General features: G+C 61.0%; 16 protein-coding genes and 3 pseudogenes. 6 read left to right on the top strand and 13 right to left on the bottom strand.

Translation table 11 applies throughout. The annotated features are described in order from the left end of the window. Positions 1-7 precede the first annotated feature (7 nt). From ACK9YZ_RS23095 to ACK9YZ_RS23080, 4 genes are all read right to left on the bottom strand, one after another. Complete coding sequence (locus ACK9YZ_RS23095; RefSeq protein ID WP_416067713.1) at positions 8-292, bottom strand: DUF4326 domain-containing protein; 285 nt, start codon at positions 290-292, stop codon at positions 8-10. Positions 293-351: 59 nt separating this feature from the next. Next, complete coding sequence (locus tag ACK9YZ_RS23090; protein WP_416067712.1) at positions 352-675, bottom strand: DUF736 domain-containing protein; 324 nt, start codon at positions 673-675, stop codon at positions 352-354. 618 nt (positions 676-1,293) lie between these two features. After that, positions 1,294-1,692, bottom strand: a complete 399-nt coding sequence (locus ACK9YZ_RS23085) for a type II toxin-antitoxin system VapC family toxin (protein ID WP_416067711.1) — start codon at positions 1,690-1,692, stop codon at positions 1,294-1,296. Further along, positions 1,689-1,955: a type II toxin-antitoxin system Phd/YefM family antitoxin gene (locus tag ACK9YZ_RS23080; RefSeq protein WP_416067710.1), complete on the bottom strand. Its 267-nt coding sequence runs from the start codon at positions 1,953-1,955 to the stop codon at positions 1,689-1,691. The genes ACK9YZ_RS23085 and ACK9YZ_RS23080 overlap by 4 nt, the downstream gene beginning before the upstream one ends. A gap of 192 nt (positions 1,956-2,147) precedes the next feature. Between ACK9YZ_RS23080 and ACK9YZ_RS23075 the strand changes: the two genes are divergently transcribed. Beyond that, positions 2,148-2,423: a hypothetical protein gene (locus ACK9YZ_RS23075; protein ID WP_416067709.1), complete on the top strand. Its 276-nt coding sequence runs from the start codon at positions 2,148-2,150 to the stop codon at positions 2,421-2,423. Positions 2,424-2,453: 30 nt separating this feature from the next. Here the strand turns inward: ACK9YZ_RS23075 and ACK9YZ_RS23070 are convergent, their stop codons facing one another. The 4 genes from ACK9YZ_RS23070 to ACK9YZ_RS23055 form a co-directional block, all read right to left on the bottom strand. Continuing rightward, positions 2,454-2,714 carry a type II toxin-antitoxin system prevent-host-death family antitoxin gene (locus ACK9YZ_RS23070; protein WP_416067708.1) on the bottom strand — a complete coding sequence of 87 codons (261 nt, stop codon included), beginning with the start codon at positions 2,712-2,714 and terminating at the stop codon, positions 2,454-2,456. A 54-nt stretch (positions 2,715-2,768) separates the two neighbouring features. Continuing rightward, the gene (locus ACK9YZ_RS23065; protein ID WP_416067707.1) at positions 2,769-3,710 is read right to left on the bottom strand and encodes a DUF2493 domain-containing protein; all 942 of its coding nucleotides are present in this window, start codon (positions 3,708-3,710) and stop codon (positions 2,769-2,771) included. 378 nt (positions 3,711-4,088) lie between these two features. Beyond that, positions 4,089-5,120 carry a toprim domain-containing protein gene (locus ACK9YZ_RS23060; RefSeq protein ID WP_416067706.1) on the bottom strand — a complete coding sequence of 344 codons (1,032 nt, stop codon included), beginning with the start codon at positions 5,118-5,120 and terminating at the stop codon, positions 4,089-4,091. A 5-nt stretch (positions 5,121-5,125) separates the two neighbouring features. Then, positions 5,126-5,734: a hypothetical protein gene (locus ACK9YZ_RS23055; protein ID WP_416067705.1), complete on the bottom strand. Its 609-nt coding sequence runs from the start codon at positions 5,732-5,734 to the stop codon at positions 5,126-5,128. Between the two features lie 259 nt (positions 5,735-5,993). Here ACK9YZ_RS23055 and ACK9YZ_RS23050 point away from each other — a divergent pair. Beyond that, positions 5,994-6,118: pseudogene (locus tag ACK9YZ_RS23050) on the top strand (AAA family ATPase); the annotation flags it as partial. A 354-nt stretch (positions 6,119-6,472) separates the two neighbouring features. Next, positions 6,473-7,663 carry a DUF1173 domain-containing protein gene (locus ACK9YZ_RS23045; protein ID WP_416067704.1) on the top strand — a complete coding sequence of 397 codons (1,191 nt, stop codon included), beginning with the start codon at positions 6,473-6,475 and terminating at the stop codon, positions 7,661-7,663. 105 nt (positions 7,664-7,768) lie between these two features. On the opposite strand, the pseudogene ACK9YZ_RS23040 reads toward ACK9YZ_RS23045, so the two are convergent. From ACK9YZ_RS23040 to ACK9YZ_RS23020, 5 genes and pseudogenes are all read right to left on the bottom strand, one after another. Beyond that, positions 7,769-8,694, bottom strand: a pseudogene (locus ACK9YZ_RS23040) (hypothetical protein). Positions 8,695-8,844: 150 nt separating this feature from the next. Beyond that, entirely contained in the window at positions 8,845-9,267 is a 423-nt protein-coding gene (locus ACK9YZ_RS23035) for an antirestriction protein (RefSeq protein WP_416067703.1), read from the bottom strand. A gap of 373 nt (positions 9,268-9,640) precedes the next feature. Continuing rightward, on the bottom strand, positions 9,641-9,973 hold the full coding sequence (locus tag ACK9YZ_RS23030) for a hypothetical protein (protein WP_416067702.1): 333 nt from the start codon (positions 9,971-9,973) through the stop codon (positions 9,641-9,643). A gap of 67 nt (positions 9,974-10,040) precedes the next feature. Further along, complete coding sequence (locus tag ACK9YZ_RS23025) at positions 10,041-12,188, bottom strand: ParB/RepB/Spo0J family partition protein (protein WP_416067701.1); 2,148 nt, start codon at positions 12,186-12,188, stop codon at positions 10,041-10,043. Positions 12,189-12,443: 255 nt separating this feature from the next. Then, a pseudogene (locus ACK9YZ_RS23020) lies at positions 12,444-12,829 on the bottom strand (type IV secretory system conjugative DNA transfer family protein); the annotation flags it as partial. A gap of 219 nt (positions 12,830-13,048) precedes the next feature. Between ACK9YZ_RS23020 and ACK9YZ_RS23015 the strand changes: the two are divergent. The 3 genes from ACK9YZ_RS23015 to ACK9YZ_RS23005 are packed head-to-tail and all read left to right on the top strand — an operon-like array spanning position 13,049 to position 15,731. Further along, the gene (locus ACK9YZ_RS23015; protein ID WP_416067700.1) at positions 13,049-14,083 is read left to right on the top strand and encodes an ABC transporter substrate-binding protein; all 1,035 of its coding nucleotides are present in this window, start codon (positions 13,049-13,051) and stop codon (positions 14,081-14,083) included. A gap of 5 nt (positions 14,084-14,088) precedes the next feature. Further along, entirely contained in the window at positions 14,089-14,901 is an 813-nt protein-coding gene (locus ACK9YZ_RS23010; protein ID WP_416067699.1) for an ABC transporter ATP-binding protein, read from the top strand. After that, a complete protein-coding gene (locus tag ACK9YZ_RS23005) occupies positions 14,898-15,731 on the top strand; it encodes an ABC transporter permease (RefSeq protein ID WP_416067698.1) in 834 nt (277 codons plus the stop codon). Before ACK9YZ_RS23010 ends, ACK9YZ_RS23005 begins: the two co-directional genes overlap by 4 nt. The last annotated feature ends 23 nt before the right edge of the window (positions 15,732-15,754 follow it).

Below are 15,754 nucleotides of genomic sequence, written 5' to 3'. Positions count from 1 at the left end.
GGTGCGATCAGACTTTGTCGCAGAAGTATCGCCGCACCATTTCCAGCAGCACCTTACCGTGGCAAGGTAGGGGCTCGCACCAGCATACGTGGTTCTTGCCAGCCAGCTCCGGCAACGCAGCCACGATGTGCGGTTGGGTCGACGCCCACCCTGCGTATTTGGTGATCACTTCGGCTCGTGTGCCATCGCGTCCGATAGCGAATGGATTTCCGAAAATATCGGGTCTACCGATATAGCGTCGGTCCGGTCCGGATTGACGCCCGACGACGCGCGCATCGAGAAGTTTTGCCATGAACAGATCCTCTTCTCGATGGGAGCGGCCCCGATCACTCGGGGCCGTTCGCTTGCTGTTCAGTTCGGGTTGTTCCAGAGGATCACCTTCTTGTTCGGATCGCCGCCGGGCGCCTGGGCCAGATTGCCGAAGATCACGCCGATTTCAGGCGCCTCCAGCTTGACCGAGAGATATTCCTCGCCAGTCTGGCGTGCGATGCGGTTCCAGGCTGCGCCGATTTCGAAACCGGTCTTGCGGTGGATGACGCGATAATCCGGGGCATCCTCGCTCGCCTTGTTGGTGTTCGGGATGATGGCGATCGGGGCGTTTACCCGGATGGTGGCGAAGACGCCTTCGAGGATTCCGTCGGTCTTCTGCGTCAGGGTTGCGATCGTGGTGGCCATGGTTCTGTCTCCTTCGGTTGCTCGGGACCATTCCCGATGGCGCACGAAGAGACGGCCGACCTGCTGCGGTCAGCTCGGCTGAAATTTTTCGCGAAATTCTATTTTCCGCCAGAAGCAAACAACCGAAATCGAATTTCGCAAAAATTTCGGTCGTGTCTTACCCCGTGAGGGGTTGGCCGCGAAAGCAGGCGGTCGTCTATACGAGCGACATAAAACGGGAATGGTTCGGGGCAACTGAAGGGCGCGACAAACCCTCATGGCTGCCCGGCGCAGCGCTGCGGAATATCGGCCACGCATCTGCGACCGCTTCGCCGCCATCCGGGTCGACGTCATGCCCTCGCCTGGTCGCAGCTGCTGCATGCGAATAAGCACTCCCCTGCCGACATCACACTTTCGGAGGCCCGCGAAGTCTTACGGCAACTGCATCGCCGTCCGCAGATCGTGAGGCAATATCGGATGAAGCTGTCCACGTGTGGTGTCAATATCGGCTTTCGCCAATCGCCTGCCAGTGCCCGGCCGTCTGAGCCTTCGGTATCCGCCAGGCAAACAACAACCACCGGCAAGCGTGCATGCGAGCGATCCGGCCGGCTTCGTCGGCGCAACCAAACCCGTCGCAGATCACAGGGCGACAGGATCCGAGCAGGTTACGAACGGAATACCGTAGAGCGCGACATTCTGATCCTGCGAAACGAAATGTGCTCCCTCCGCCACGGCCTGAGCCATGAGGAGATGATCGAAGGGATCGCGGTGATGAAGCGGAAGAACAGCAAGAGCGATAAGATGCGCATCTGTGATATCCAGCCGATCGAATCCCTGATCGGGCAAGATCGCAAGAATCTCTTCTATGTCGGCATCAAGTTTGCCGATCCGCAGCTTCACGGTGATTTCCCAAAGAGAAACCGCGCTGACGAGGACGTCGTTCCCATCATCACCGATCAGGCGACGCGCATGGTTCCCCAGCTTCTCGTCGTCGTTCAGCCACCACAACAAAGCATGCGTATCCAGCAGCAGCCTCACGTCCCGTCTTCCATGGACGTCAGAACATCCGCCGGCAAGCTGTCGAAGTCTTCGGCGACTTTGATCTTCCCGCGCAACGCGCCGGGCTTGCGAACGACAGTCTCTTTTGATGGCGGCCCGATTTCCGCGACAACCTTGTGATGGGATGTCAGGACGAACCTCTGCCCGTCCTCGACCTGCTTGAGGAAGGACGTCAGGTTGCCGCGAAACTCCCGCACGCCGACACGGCGGGGGGATGTTGTCTGTTGTCGCGATTGAGGCATGGCGAGGCTCCGTTTCAGTGAGAAATGTGTACACAATTTCCCAGAAATGCAAGTGTTGCCTTAGTGGAAAGAGAGTTGGCGCTTGATCAGCGCCGACCTACTCCGCTCGATTGACACGGCGGCCCGCTTTGCGCGAGGCCTCGCCGAAAGCTGTGGCAATCCTTATCATGAAGGCTTTGCTGAAGCGGCCGAGTGCTTTTCCGTCCGGTTCTATTTACCAAGGCTTTCGGCGACATAATCGTCAACGACGATCCAGCAGCGCTTGAGGTCGCTGAGGCCAGCCCGTCGGCACTCGATATCGGAAACTTCCAAGGCGATACAATCGGCCTGCGGCGGCTGGGTCGTGATGGCCTCTCGTGCGAGATGGGGAAGGCCGTGATTCGCTCCACGGACAGCGACGACGACGCAAGTCGGCCGGAGCTTCTGGCCTTCGGTCTCGCCGGCTCGGGCTGCCGTGCCCAGAGATAGGGGTAGTCGATCGCCTGACCAGGCAGGAACTCACGGCTCATCGTCGTAGCCCTGGCCGCGTGCCAGCCGGTCGATCTCGACCAGGAAAAGCCCGCGGTGCTCCTCCGACATCTCGGAAACGTGATGGGCTTGGCGCGGGTCACCACCGGTGCGCATGCGTTCGTAGTGTTCATAGCTCATCAAGACAAAACGGGGTTTCCGATGCTTGGTGAGCACGACGGGTTCGCGTGCAGCAGCGTCGGTGACATCGCCTACCTGCTTGTTCAGATTGCCTGTTGTGAACTGCCGCATAATCTTGCTCCTTCATCGATTTCCGTAATATCCAGATTTGCAAGAAAACGGCGCTCACGCGCCGTCTCCTTTCAGTTCCCAGACATTGATGCCCAACCGACGGGCCTTGTCGCGAAGGTTATCGGTGATGCCGGAACCAGGGAAGACGATGACGCCGGTGGGCATGACCGAAAGCATCTCGTCGTTGCGGCGGAATGGAGCGGCCTTGGCGTGCTTGTTCCAGTCGGGCTTGAAGGCGATCTGGGTGACCTTCCGGGCCTCTGCCCAGCAGGCAGCGATGCGTTCTGCACCCTTCGGCGAGCCGCCGTGCAGCAGGATCATGTCAGCGTGCTTGGCATGGGCCTTGTCGAGCGCGGCCCAGATCCGGTCGTGATCGTTATAGTCCACGCCGCCGCCAAAGGCTATCTTCGTGCCGGCCGGGATCAGGACTGTGTTTTCGGCGTGCCGGCGGGCAGAGAGGAAATCTCTGCTATCGATCATCGCCGCGGTCATGTTGGCGTGGTTGACCTTGGAGCCGGCGCGCGGCCGCCATGCCGAGCCGGTCCCAGCCTCGAAGAGATCGGCTGCATAATCGCGCATAAACTCGAAGGCGTTGCGGCGTTCGAGAAGCGTGATGCCCTCGGCGACATGGCGTTCAAGCTCGACGCTTTTCACCTCCGAGCCGTCCTGCTCGCCTTGGCCAGTCCGCTGGATATCCTCGTTGCGCTGAAGCTCGCGCTGGATGCGCTCGCCGGCGCGGTGGAAAAGGTTGACCGTCGACCAAAGAAGGTCTTCGAGATCGGGCTCCAGCCGCGTATCGCCGAGCATCTCGAACAGGGCGTCGAAGATCGTCGTAAGCGCCAACTGGACCATCGGCTCCTCGGGCAACGGACGGGGATCCGGCTCGTCCTGGAAGGGGCGGTAGCCAAAGACTTGCATCTCGTAGATGAAGCGGTCGGTCGGGGAAGACGCGTGGTCGGGCTCGAAGGCGTCGTCGATGGGAAGCGTCGGGTTCATGATGGTCTCCGTCGGTTTGGGCCGCGCCTCTCGCGGCCTGACGGCGATCCCTGTGCAGGCTGCGGGCGGGCAGGAACCGCGAGCGTAGCGAAGCGGCCTAGCGTGAGCGCCGGGCGGCTGAGGGAGGGTTTCTTGGGGCGCGAGGAGCGCCGGCTCCCGCATCGGCGCGAAAGGCGGGAACCGGTTTTCGCAGCGGCCGATGCGGAATAGAAGGCCGGCGGGGGGAAGAAACCTGACCGACCCGCTGAAGGCCGGACAGCCGCCTGGTAAGGGTCGCCTCTCGGCAGGTTCGCGGGCGCGTGCCTCACCGGAACCGAGATCGTCACGGCATCGGCGCTCCGACCACGCCGCTGCACCCGTCTTCTATTTACACGCACCTCACGGGGATAGAAGGGCCTGCGCGTCTTCCGGGGCGAGCTGGGTGCAGAGATTTGCAAGAAGGCGGTCAGGTCCAAGCCAGCGCAGATCCTCGTTGAAATCGCCGAGTTCCGGGGTCAAAACGAGAGGAAGGATCCCAAGCACCTGCGCCCGGCGGCTCAATCCCTCGACCCCGCGCCGCCCAGCTGCATCAGCATCGGCGGCGATATAGAGGCGCAGGCAGCCGGTTGGCGGCCGGAAGGCGGCAAGGTGATTAGCCGCCAGCGCCGAGACCATCGGCATGCCGGGTATTACGTGCGAGAGAGATAGGATGCTTTCGAGCCCCTCGCCGGCGGCCATCACCGGAACGGAAGCATGGGCGGGAAAGTGAAAGCGCACGGCATTTCCCAGCAGTCCGCCGAGCGCGCGGCGGGGATCGTCGACCTTCGCCTTTCCCTCACCGCCGGGGTCGAGCCAGGTCCGATGTACGCCGGTGATCATGCCGGCGCTGTCGGTCACGGCAGCGATCAGCGCCGGGTAGCTGCTGGTCCTGCCGCTGACGAGATCTCGGTAGTAGCAAGAGGGGTGGAAGCGAAGCGCGGGATGCAGCGGCGCGCGCAGAATGCCACGCTGACGCAGATAGCTGTCGGCGAGCGTATGGACAAGCGGTTGCGTCATACGGAAGAGGCGTCTTGCGCGTTCCGCAGCCGGTCTGTCGATGGGCTGGCTGGTACCGGTATCGCCCTTCTCGGGCGACGCCGGATTGGGTTCTCGCAAGAAGCGGCGCGCTTCCTGCGCGACGTCTTGGAAATCGACCAATCCACAGGTCTCGCGCACCAGATCGAGCAGGTCACCATATTGAGCCGTCGCCGCGTCCGTCCATCTGCCTCTGCGCGGGCCGGTGAGATGGACGTAAAGCGACTTGCCCTTGCTATTGGCGACGTCGCCGACGATCCAGTAATTGCCGGCCCTGCGGCCGGCGGAGAGGTAATGACGGCAGACCGCCTCCGCATGATGCGCGAGACGATCCGCTAGCTCCGACGCGGACAACATCGCCGTCAGCCCCGGCCGGCGACATCGACGATGCGATGCCGTTCGATGCGGCGCGACAGCGCCGCCTGCCCTTCATCCGAGGCCGCATTGAGGAACCGGACCTTCCAGACGATCATCTCGGAGAACAGGCCGAGGGATCGCAGCCTATCGCGCATCCCATCGGTGAAGCCGCTGAGTTCGACGCGGCAGTCGTTCACGACCCGCACTCGGCGCAGCGTCATATTGCCGGCAAGCGTGGCCACCGATGTAGCGCCGAGAAGCGATTGCCAGACCTCTGCGGCACTGCTCGCCACCTTCGTCAGCATCGAGAGCGTCGCCTGCGCTGCTTTCGCGCGGGCGGCGATTGCAGCACCGAACTTGCGCAGGAACAAGACTTGCGCCACTTCGGTCGCCTCGTAGGCGTCTTTCCAGGACCAAAAACCCTCCGCATCCGAATCGCCAGAGGCATTCATCGGGATGGTGCGGAGATCGGCCGCGCCGAGGGGCTCGCCACGTTGGGGAGACGGCAGAAGATCGTGGCCGGCGGTGGGAATCTTTTCTGCGCGACCGATGCGATCCGCTGGTGCGAGCGCGGCGACGGCCGTGTCACGAGGGCGGGAAGACATGATGTTCATGGGAGTTCCTGTCGAGAGCGGGAGAGGACAGACCTGCCCGGACGCTCTCCAATCCCCGGCAGGTTGCCCCTTTCCAGCCCCTCTTTTCCTCTCCCTTGGCAGCGTACAATTGCTGGAACGCCCGGCGGCCTGCTGGGCAAAACCGCCTTCATTCAACTACCGGCTCCCAGGATTCATGCCCGTGAGTTCCAATCAACAAATGGTTGGCTTCCAATTACCATGCTCGATAGTTCCAATTTTCAAGGAATAGGAAATGGGTATGTACACCCGGTTTGCGGAACGCCGGGCAGAAGAAGCACTTTCGGATAGGCGGTGGTCCTAATCGTCGGGCCGCGCCGGGCGGGCAAGACCACGCTGGTACAGAAGACGGATGAGGCAGGCCGCCCGCAGATGCCGTCGTTCCACCGCAAGGAGCTGCGACGTCTGGTGTTCCACTACAGCGAAACCCCTCCGGTCCGCTGACGTCAAACGTGCGCGGCAGGCTGCGTCTCGGCAAGAGGAGATCGACCAACCTGCCTTGGAAGATGGATACCTACAGATAAAGCAGCCCTTCCTCTGCCGACCGAACTCCCTTCTCCGCGACGCCGCTCCATCGTCTTCCTTTCGCAGTCTCGCGCGCGGAACGGAAACCTCCCGCCGTGCAGGCCGCAACGGCATTCTGGCGTTTTACTGACTAGTTTGCGATAGTAAAATAGTCAGTCGCCGTATAGATTCGATGGCGGACAGGGGAGAACAAGGATGCGGAAATTCACGATCGGTGACAGGGTGCTTGACGAATCCACGCCTGAATTGCAGGGATTTCTCGCTCAGGCCTACGAGCAACGGCTGCGGCCGATGTGCATGTGCAGGGAGCCGAGGGCGCCGATGTATATCGCACGGGTCGAAGACCAGTATCTCATCAAGCGGATGCCGTTATCGGGTCGGGATCACGATCCTGCCTGCCCCTCCTATGAGCCTCCCTACGAGCTCTCCGGCCTTGGGCCGCTGATCGGCAGCGCGATCCAGATCGATGCGAACGGCAAGGCTGATCTGAAGCTTGACTTCTCGCTGACGAAGCGCGGAGCTCGCGCAGCAGCCGGCCAGCCGGCAGAACTGTCCGAACACGGCATCCGCAGCGAACCACGTAAATTGTCGCTTCGGGCGATGCTGCATTATCTCTGGGAGGCAGGCGAATTGACAGAATGGCGTTCGACCTGGTCAGGCAAGCGCGGCTGGGGTCGCGTGCGCGCAAGCCTTCTTAATGCGGCCGCGCAGATGACGGCAAGAGGCGTTAGCCTGGGCGACATGCTCTTCGTGCCGGAGGTGTTTCATCCCGAGGACAAGGATGCGATCGCTGCCCGACGTGCGGCGGCGCTCAAGGGCGTGCAGGCGACGGGCTCGGGTCCGCGCAAACTGATGATGATCGTGGCTGACGTGAAGGAGTTTTCTGCCGCGCGCGAAGGACAGAGGATCGTCCTCCGGCACATGCCCTTTCCGCTGATGATCGAGGAAGGCGCATGGCGGCGGCTTGCCGTCCGCTACCAGTCAGAGCTCGAACTATGGCGATCGAACGAGGCATTCCATTTGATTGTCATTGCCACCTTTGGCATTTCAGCTACCGGCATTGCAGCCGTCGACGAGGTCGCGCTGATGGTGGTCAACGAGCACTGGCTACCGTTCGAGGACATTCATGAGCTGCGGCTTCTGGAAAAGCTCAGCCACCTCAAGCGAAAGAGCGTCAAAGGCTTGCGTTTCAACCTGCCGCGCGAAGCGCCGATCGTGTCGGTGACATTACCGGAACAGAAGCCGGCACCCGTGGCGATGTTCATCGTGCCGGCGAGCGCCGGAGAGGATTATGAACAGGCGCTTTCAGACATGATCGAGACGAGGCCCGAGATCACTCCCTGGGTCTGGCGATTAGCAGACGGCGAAATCCCGCGACTGCCTTGATCTGGTTCTGGTCTCGAGAGCGGCCACGATGTTTCCTGCCTATGCACTCCAAGGCCCGGCTCGACGGCCGGGCCTTGGAGATGGCGAAGGGTTGGTTGGGTGCAGTCAGGCGGCACTTTCGAGCAGCCTCTTCGCCTTGCCTTCCAGTTCGAGCCGCGTGTCTTGATGCGACTTTCCCCGCGCCAGCGCAGTTATACCCTGAACAAAGTCAAATATGCTCTCAGGCGGCCTCCCTTCCTCGCTGAGAACGGTCTCGATGATCCTGCCGGTTTCGGCTTTAGAGAAACCGCGCTTGCGCAGGAACTCCAGGCGATCGTCTTCGTTTCGCGCGACGATGCGTTCACGGGCGACACGAATGCCGGCGACGAACGGCGCGGGCGATGAATTGGCGAAATTCATCAACGCCGGTAGAGCGTCGTCGTATCCTTTGTGATGTCGACGAAGGGATTGTGCGTCATCGTCGACCAGTCGAGCAGACCGGGAACTTTCCAAATCGTATCGCCTGTGCCGTTCCCGGCGATGTTCATGATGGCGGCGATCAAATCTCTATCCCAGATCCGGCCGTATTCAGGGCCGGTGACAGCGCGCAACTCGACGCGACCATCGTCCATCTCCAGGGTTTTGACCATTTCTGCGTGGTGATCGAGAAGCCCGTGCTGGAGATTGATCGCCGCCAGCGGGGCGGGCAATTGGCGCATGTAAGTCGCCGGTGCGCCGACCAAACTGCATAGTTGACCGTAGCTCCAGTGTGTCGGCGCCAACTGTTCACGCCCGCCGCGAACGATCAGGGATAGACGTTCGGCGTTGTCGCGGGTCGCCTCGACGCGGATATCGGCGGTCTCGACCGTCCGGACCCGAGCGCGCTCGGTTCTCGCGCTGACTGCGCGATGGAGATCGGAGAGCGACAGATTGCGCTCGTCATCGGGGCGCGAGAACCATTCGGACGAAACGCCACCAATACGTTCGCCGCGGGAAATATCGACCTTGAATCCCGACGATGCCGGTCGTGGGCTGGAAATCATGGTGTTCACGATGAAGTCTCCTAAAACGAAAGAACCCGGTTGATCGCCCTTGCGCCAAACCAGTGTTGAGATGAACGATGAGTTGCGGCCGCCCGGGCGACGACGGGCGATACGGCAGTCACAGACAAGCGAGCCACCCGGGGCGGGCCAGGCAACCGGTCAATCGATCGCCTGAAAAATCTCAGCGGCTTCAGGATGGTCGGCCGAATAAGCGTAGAGACGGCCATATCCTTTCGAGAGATGTTCCGACTGATACTGGAAGGAGAGATGCGAGAAGGCAAAAAGCGTGGCAATAATCCCGGCAGCATCCGCCGAGACCTCGCCCTGAAATCCGGTGATCTCTCCGATGATCCGGAAACGCGATTTGGATCTCGGAGCCAGAAACAGCGGGTTGCCCTCATGTTCATAAAAAGCCCAAAAGCCGCCGCCATAATCGAGAGGGCTGAGACGCTCCATAAAACTGTAGACGGCGTTCTCACCGATGAGCAGAAGCGAACGCCCGAACAGGGCAGGCAGGAATTCCAGGCGACGTTCGTCAGGGACGACGGTGGCGGCTTGGGGAGCGGGTTCAGATATCGACATCGATCTTTCTCCAGAGAGGCGACAGGGTTGAGCCCGGGCAACCCTCTCTTGACCGCCCGGTTCGCCCCCCTCCCCGCCCCACTCCCACTTTCCGGGTGATCGCAGCCGCAGCCTTTTTCCGGCGGCACAAGCGAAATGGTTTCGAAACGTCAGAGCGCGCCCACTGAAAGGTCCATCGTCGTTACGACGGTTTCAAAAGCCGATTGGATCTCCATGTCGCTCACCTTATCGGGTGCAAGCGGTCGTCGACATCGAGCACCATAGCTATCGCACTGCGGACATGTTCTTCCTGCAAACGTGCAGGGACATAGCTTGGCTTTGGTGGATCGACCGATGCGTCAGGATCGGGAGAACCGGCCAGGATTGCCTCACCTCACGCAATCGCCCAGGCGGATTTGGCAAGCCAGTCGAGCGACGGGATCATCTTCAAAAGACCGAGAAGGATTTCGAAGTGGTGGGCGCGGCGCTGGATCGGGTCGTCGAACTGCGACGGTGCAGAGATTGGTGATCCGGCATAGGCGGCGTTCTCACCTTCCCAAATGCCGGTGAGATGGATCTCGCCTGAGGAATCGTAGTCTTTCCGTGGAGATTCCCAGTTCTCGTCCGCCAGCGCCGCTTTGCAGGCGGCTTCGCGCGTACCGACGATATAGATACCGTGCCGAAATATCGGCAGGGTGTGGGTCGTTTCAATTGTATAGGCAGGCATGACGGTGCTCCTGAAATGGAGAAGCCCGGCACGCCGGCCGGGCTTTCGTAAGCGAAGGGCTGGGGTGCTATTCGGCGACGTCGAGATGTTCACCGTGATCGGCGGCTGGATCGGCGGACATTTTCTCGGCATCTTCACCGTCCAACAGGAGGGCCGGCAGATCGACGTTGGCAACGTCCTGGATGACGGCGTCCGTAGCCACATCACCCGTGGCCGCCGCGATGGTTTCGTCGACCGGAAGCCGCAGCACTTCGGGAAGCCATCCGCTGCCGTCCAGCAGCCGGGCGGCTTCTCGTGCCATGTCGGGCTTCTTCAGATGATCGATTTGCTGCGCAGCCTGCTCGCCCTTCGCTTCGCGAACGGCCTGCAGGATATGGTTCTTGGTGACGCGGCCGAGATAGTTATCGACCGTCGGTGTCCAGCCTGCCGCGACCATGTCGAAACCGATCGAACGGGCAAGCTGCCTGGCGTGAGCATTTTCCTTCGCCCGCCGGTTCCACGCGTGGATGGTGGTGTTCAACGACAACGAGACGCAATGGGCAAAGAGAGCCATGCGGCTCGCCTCGTCCAGCGCGATCAGATAGTCCCAGACCTCATCGACATTTCCGGGAAGATCACAGCCCCAGGACTCCTGCCGCTGTTCGATCTCCTTTGCCCAGACGGTTTCGCCGAGACCATGCATCTGACCAAACCTGGCGTCTACGGTGTGTCGCACAGCGATCTCCAGGCACGATCCCGAACCGTACCGATAGAAGGTCATCAGAACGAAGACGTGTAAGGCGGCGATGAAGGCGATCACCGGATCATTCGCCAGCGCGTTGCGGAGCGCGACGGTGTGGGTGGCGGTCAGATCCTCGATGAGACGATCGGAGAGTGGATGGATCCTCTCGTCGTCTTCTTCCGGTTCCTCGATGCCAATGGGCTTGCCGTTGATCGAGGCCCCACCATTGGCTGAAGCCGCGACGGTACCATCGTCGCCGTGACTATCACTGTCGCTATCATCGGCAAAACTATCATACGTCTCGATGACAGCTTCGTCTTCTGGCCGCATGAAGCCGCGTTCGATCTTCAACTCGCCATTGGCGGCGAGCGAGATGAAGGCGCCGCCGCGGGCGATATCCTCCGGATCGAATAGGTAGGGCCGGTCGTTCAGAGTATCCAGCTCACTACCGAATTCCTCCAGCAGCACCTCGGTTTCCTCGCAATACCCCTCCGCCTCGGCGTATTCAGCGTCGAGCTTATCGTATTCCGCCTTCAACGCGTCATGCCGCGCGAGCTCTTCCTCGGTGTATCCGGCACGCTCGCCGTAGAAGCGGCGAAGACCAGAGGTGTAGCCGTAGGGGAAGTCGAAAGCGGCCTCGACCCACTTCCAACCCTCTTGCGCCTTGAGCGCTTCGGCGTCGGCGGTCAGCTTTTCGAGCACCAACTGTTCGAGCAGCGCCGGATCCTGCAGCCATCCGCCGTTATCTTGCTCGAATAGATCACGTATCACGACACCGCCGGCAGCTTCATAGACATCCATGCCCACATAGGCAGCGCGGCGATCGGATGCCCGGATCGCTGTTTCGGTCAGCATGCGGCGGATGTAATAGGCATCCTGATTATGTGACCGCGAGACCGCGTCCCAGACCTGCTCCTGCCGGACATGGTCATTGGTGATCGAGAATGCCATGACCTGACCGAGCTTCATCTCGTCATCGGCATAGAGTTCAAGCAGCCGCGGCGCGACCGAGGCCAGCCGCAGACGTTGCTTGACTGTTGCGACCGGAATGTGGAAGCGGGCGGCGATCTGTTCCTCGTCGAGCCCCTGTTCGCGAAGGGTCATGATTGCCCGAAACTCGTCCAGTGGATGAAGGTCGACGCGCTTTACGTTCTCGGCAAGCGAATCCTCGATTTCGGAGGTGTCGCCCTTGCTGACGATGCATGGAATGGCCGCGGTCTTCGCCAGCCTCTTCTGGCTGACCAACAGCTCCAGGGCACGATAGCGACGACCGCCGGCAAGAATGCGATAGATGCCGGTCTCGTTGCCGTCGCTATCGAGCTCGGCGCGGACATTGAGGCTGGTCATCAGCCCACGATGGGCAATGTCTTGTGCAAGTTCCTCAATGGAAACGCCCGCCTTGGTCTTGCGCACGTTCTGCTGGCTTAGCACCAGCTTGTTGAAGGGAATATCGCGCCCGGCATTGAGCGTGATTTTCTGGATGGCCTCTGCCATGTCATTTCTCCGTGGCGGGCTGGCCAGAGCCTCTCTCCGACCACTACAACCCGCGGCGAACACCCCTTCCCCCTCTCCCTCCAGCCGGATCGACCACCCTCACCGTTGCTGACCGCAACACGTCGTCGCCGGCTGTGGTAGAGATCTGGCTTGCCAGGCGGTTATCTGTTTGCGCATGGCGCGAACGAGCCACAGACCTCGGTAACGAGCGTGCTACGCTCCCAAAACCGTCCTTACGGAGCAGCTCCATGAAGCGGCTTTCACATCGCCGGTGAGCTGCCAGTTCTCACCCTTGATATCGTGGACGATGGCCGAGCCCGGCCAGGTCAGCAGCGGCGGCAGGAACAGGCGCGACGCCCTTACCACAGCGTGTCGGCGCCAAACGCAGCACATGCTCCGGCCCGTCATAGCGCAGATAATCACGATCGATTTTGCCGAGCACCAGGCCATCGGGGTCGAGGGGTCCGGAGGCCGTCACTTCTTGCCGCTCAGTCCAACGTGCGGAGCCATAGGTTTCGACCTTCTTGGCCTCACGCGCCCGCCAGACCGACATGCCGATGGCGAAGGCTGCGGCGAAGAAGCCTCACGATGCAGCGAGATCGACTTTGCGTGACGATATCCGGCGCGTAGGCGTCGTAGAAAATGTTCACTGCTGATTGACACGGCATCTCGCCGGGAGTCCACGACCGGTAGATAACCTTCCCGCATCGACCGAATCGAACCCAGGCATCGTTGCCTTTTCGGCAATCGATAGTGCTCATAATTGATCTTTATTAGAACACGGAATTCCCCCATCATCCCGTCATTGGTGGATAACGAGACAAAAGTCCGATCGCCCAATCAACAGGGGAACTGTCTAAATGTCGCAATTCATAATGAATCGCCGCCGCTTCCTATCCAACGCTGCTTTAATCGGCGGCCTTGCCGCAACCCAGAGTTTCATCAACATTCGCGCCGGCAAGGCGACCGACGTTGCGGAAGTGCGCATGCAGCTCGGCTGGCTTGCTTCCAACGGACTCATCGGCGAAGTTGCAGCGCAGAAAAAGGGCTTCTTTACCGAGCAAGGCATCAATCTCACCATCGTCCCCGGCGGCCCGAACGTCGATGGGGTCGCCGGCGTTGCAGCAGGCCAATCGACCATTGGGCAGATTTCGTCCAGCCCGTCCGTCATGCTCGCGCGCTCGGCCGGGATGCCGGTCAAGGCGTTTCTGGCCGGATACCGTAAGCATCCCTTTACATATTTCTCACTGAAAAAGGCACCGATTCGCGAGCCGAAAGACATGATCGGCAAGACGATCGCCACCCAACCGACCGCCTTCATCCTGCTGCGCGCGCTGCTGGCCAAAAACGGCATTCCGGAAGACAAGGTGAAGATGGTCAACATGGGCTCCGACATGAACCAGCTGATGACCGGCCAGGCCGATGCCGTTACCGGCTGGGTCACGAACACCAATGCGCTGAAGGTGCTCGGCGACGAACGTGTCGACATGATGCTCTGGGATGCCGGCCTGCAGCTCTACGCTAACGTCTATTATACGACCGACGAACAGCTCGACAAACATTCGGACGTGCTGGTGCGCTTCACCACGGCCGCCGCCAAAGGCTGGGGTTACGTCCGCGATCATCCGGAAGAAGCGGTCGACATGCTGGTCGACGCCTATCCCAACCTCGACAAGGCGAGCGAGCTCGAGGCCGTCCACCCTGTCATCGATTTCTCCTTCGGCGACAGCACCAAACAGACCGGCTGGGGTGCGATGAACAAGGACAATTGGGCCGCCCAGATCAAGGCCTATGCCGATCTCAAGCAGTTCACAGGCACCACACCGAGCGTCGACGACGTCGCTACCATGGCGATCCTCGACGCGACGACCGAGATCCGCAAGCAGGTCGGGTGAATGCCATGACGAGCGTCGCCACCATCAAGCAGCCGCAACCGCTCACAGAAACGGCAAGGCTTGCCGTTTCCATTCGCGATCTCGACATCCGCTTCGGCGACAAGGGTAACGAGTTCACCGCCCTCTCCAAGGTGTCCGTCGATATTCCCGAGGGGTCGTTCGTCACCATGCTCGGACCATCCGGCTGCGGTAAGTCGACCTTGCTGCGCTGTATTGCCGATCTCGTTGACATCAGCGACGGTTCGGTTTTGGTTTTCGGCCGACCGCCACGAGAGGCACGTCAGGGTCGCGATTTTGCCTTCGTCTTCCAGGAGGCGACGCTTTTGCCATGGCGGAACGTCATCGACAATGTCCGCCTGCCGCTGGAAGTCGGCAGGCACGACAAAAGCTCCTACGCCGATCCCATGGAGCTGCTCGCCCTCGTCGGCCTCAAAGGACGCGAAAATGCCCTGCCGCACGAATTGTCCGGCGGCATGCGCCAGCGCGTCGCCATCGCCCGCGCCCTGGTGACCAAGCCGCGTATCCTGCTGATGGACGAGCCCTTCGGCGCTCTCGACGAAATCACCCGCGACAAGCTCAATGAGGAGCTGCTTCGCATCTGGCGCGAAACGGGCACGACCATCGTTTTCGTCACCCATTCCATTCCGGAGGCGGTCTTCCTCGGTCAGCGCGTGCTGATGCTGCAAGCCCACCCCGGCCGCGTAAAAGAATTCATGACGGTCGATCTTCCCAATGCCCGCGCCCTTGCGATGCGTGACACAGTCGACTTCATCAAGGTGACCGCGCATCTGCGCGCGCTGCTGGAGGAATGCATATGAGCAACACCGTGCACTCTGACGTCGGCCACATCGCAAAGGCGCCGCGCAAGGTCGCCATCCTCGACGCAACCGTCGGCATTCTCTCCTCGCACATGCCGGCGATCCTTGCGGCACTCGGCTGCATCGTGCTCTGGCAGGCGCTCATCTGGATCTTCAAGATCCCGACCTTCATGGCGCCAAGCCCACTCGATGTTCTCTACGCATTTCGCGACAATGCCGCGACACTGACCCGAAACTTCCTACCGACCGTGCTCGAGGCCGTTCTCGGTTTCGTCTTCGGCAATCTCGTCGCCGTACTGCTGGCGATCTGGTTCGTCCACAGCGCGACGGCCGAGAAGGCCTTCTATCCGATCGCCGTCTTCGTCAAGGCGATCCCGATCATCGCGCTTGCGCCGATTTTGGTCCTGATCTTCGGCAATGGCGTTGCCCCGAAAATCATCATCGCCGGCCTCATCTGCTTCTTCCCGACGCTGGTCAACATGGTGCAGGGACTTCGCTCCGCCAACCCAGCAATGCTCGACCTGATGCGGGTGCTTTCGGCCAGCAATTCGGAGATCCTCTGGAAGGTCCGTCTGCCGAGCTCGCTGCCATTCCTGTTCGCCGCGCTGAAAATCGCCGCGACGAGCAGTGTCATGGGCGCGATCGTCGCGGAATGGATCGGCTCCAGCTTCGGGCTCGGCGCGCTCATCATCGAGGCGACCTACAATTTCCGCTCGCCGCTGCTTTACGCGACAGTTGTCATTGCCGCGCTGCTGGCTGTGGTCCTCTTCTTCGTCGTCTCGGTCGCCGAGGCGAAGATGATCCGCTGGAAGCCGGCCGGCCAGCACTAAAAGCCTTAAAACACCGAGGGAAC

The organism is Rhizobium sp. ZK1 (assembly GCF_047782645.1).
In the GTDB taxonomy this organism is placed as follows: Bacteria; Pseudomonadota; Alphaproteobacteria; order Rhizobiales; family Rhizobiaceae; genus Rhizobium.
Note: the sequence above shows the minus strand (reverse complement) of the source record. Positions and strands in the feature narration are given on the sequence as shown.

Bases quoted from the DNA above. Each gene is read 5' to 3' on its own strand.
- ACK9YZ_RS23095 (WP_416067713.1), bottom strand. From the start codon at position 292: ATGGCAAAACTTCTCGATGCGCGCGTCGTCGGGCGTCAATCCGGACCG.
- ACK9YZ_RS23090 (WP_416067712.1), bottom strand. From the start codon at position 675: ATGGCCACCACGATCGCAACCCTGACGCAGAAGACCGACGGAATCCTC.
- ACK9YZ_RS23080 (WP_416067710.1), bottom strand. From the start codon at position 1,955: ATGCCTCAATCGCGACAACAGACAACATCCCCCCGCCGTGTCGGCGTG.
- ACK9YZ_RS23070 (WP_416067708.1), bottom strand. From the start codon at position 2,714: ATGCGGCAGTTCACAACAGGCAATCTGAACAAGCAGGTAGGCGATGTC.
- ACK9YZ_RS23065 (WP_416067707.1), bottom strand. From the start codon at position 3,710: ATGAACCCGACGCTTCCCATCGACGACGCCTTCGAGCCCGACCACGCG.
- ACK9YZ_RS23060 (WP_416067706.1), bottom strand. From the start codon at position 5,120: ATGTTGTCCGCGTCGGAGCTAGCGGATCGTCTCGCGCATCATGCGGAG.
- ACK9YZ_RS23055 (WP_416067705.1), bottom strand. From the start codon at position 5,734: ATGAACATCATGTCTTCCCGCCCTCGTGACACGGCCGTCGCCGCGCTC.
- ACK9YZ_RS23045 (WP_416067704.1), top strand. From the start codon at position 6,473: ATGCGGAAATTCACGATCGGTGACAGGGTGCTTGACGAATCCACGCCT.
- ACK9YZ_RS23035 (WP_416067703.1), bottom strand. From the start codon at position 9,267: ATGTCGATATCTGAACCCGCTCCCCAAGCCGCCACCGTCGTCCCTGAC.
- ACK9YZ_RS23030 (WP_416067702.1), bottom strand. From the start codon at position 9,973: ATGCCTGCCTATACAATTGAAACGACCCACACCCTGCCGATATTTCGG.
- ACK9YZ_RS23025 (WP_416067701.1), bottom strand. From the start codon at position 12,188: ATGGCAGAGGCCATCCAGAAAATCACGCTCAATGCCGGGCGCGATATT.
- ACK9YZ_RS23015 (WP_416067700.1), top strand. From the start codon at position 13,049: ATGTCGCAATTCATAATGAATCGCCGCCGCTTCCTATCCAACGCTGCT.
- ACK9YZ_RS23010 (WP_416067699.1), top strand. From the start codon at position 14,089: ATGACGAGCGTCGCCACCATCAAGCAGCCGCAACCGCTCACAGAAACG.
- ACK9YZ_RS23005 (WP_416067698.1), top strand. From the start codon at position 14,898: ATGAGCAACACCGTGCACTCTGACGTCGGCCACATCGCAAAGGCGCCG.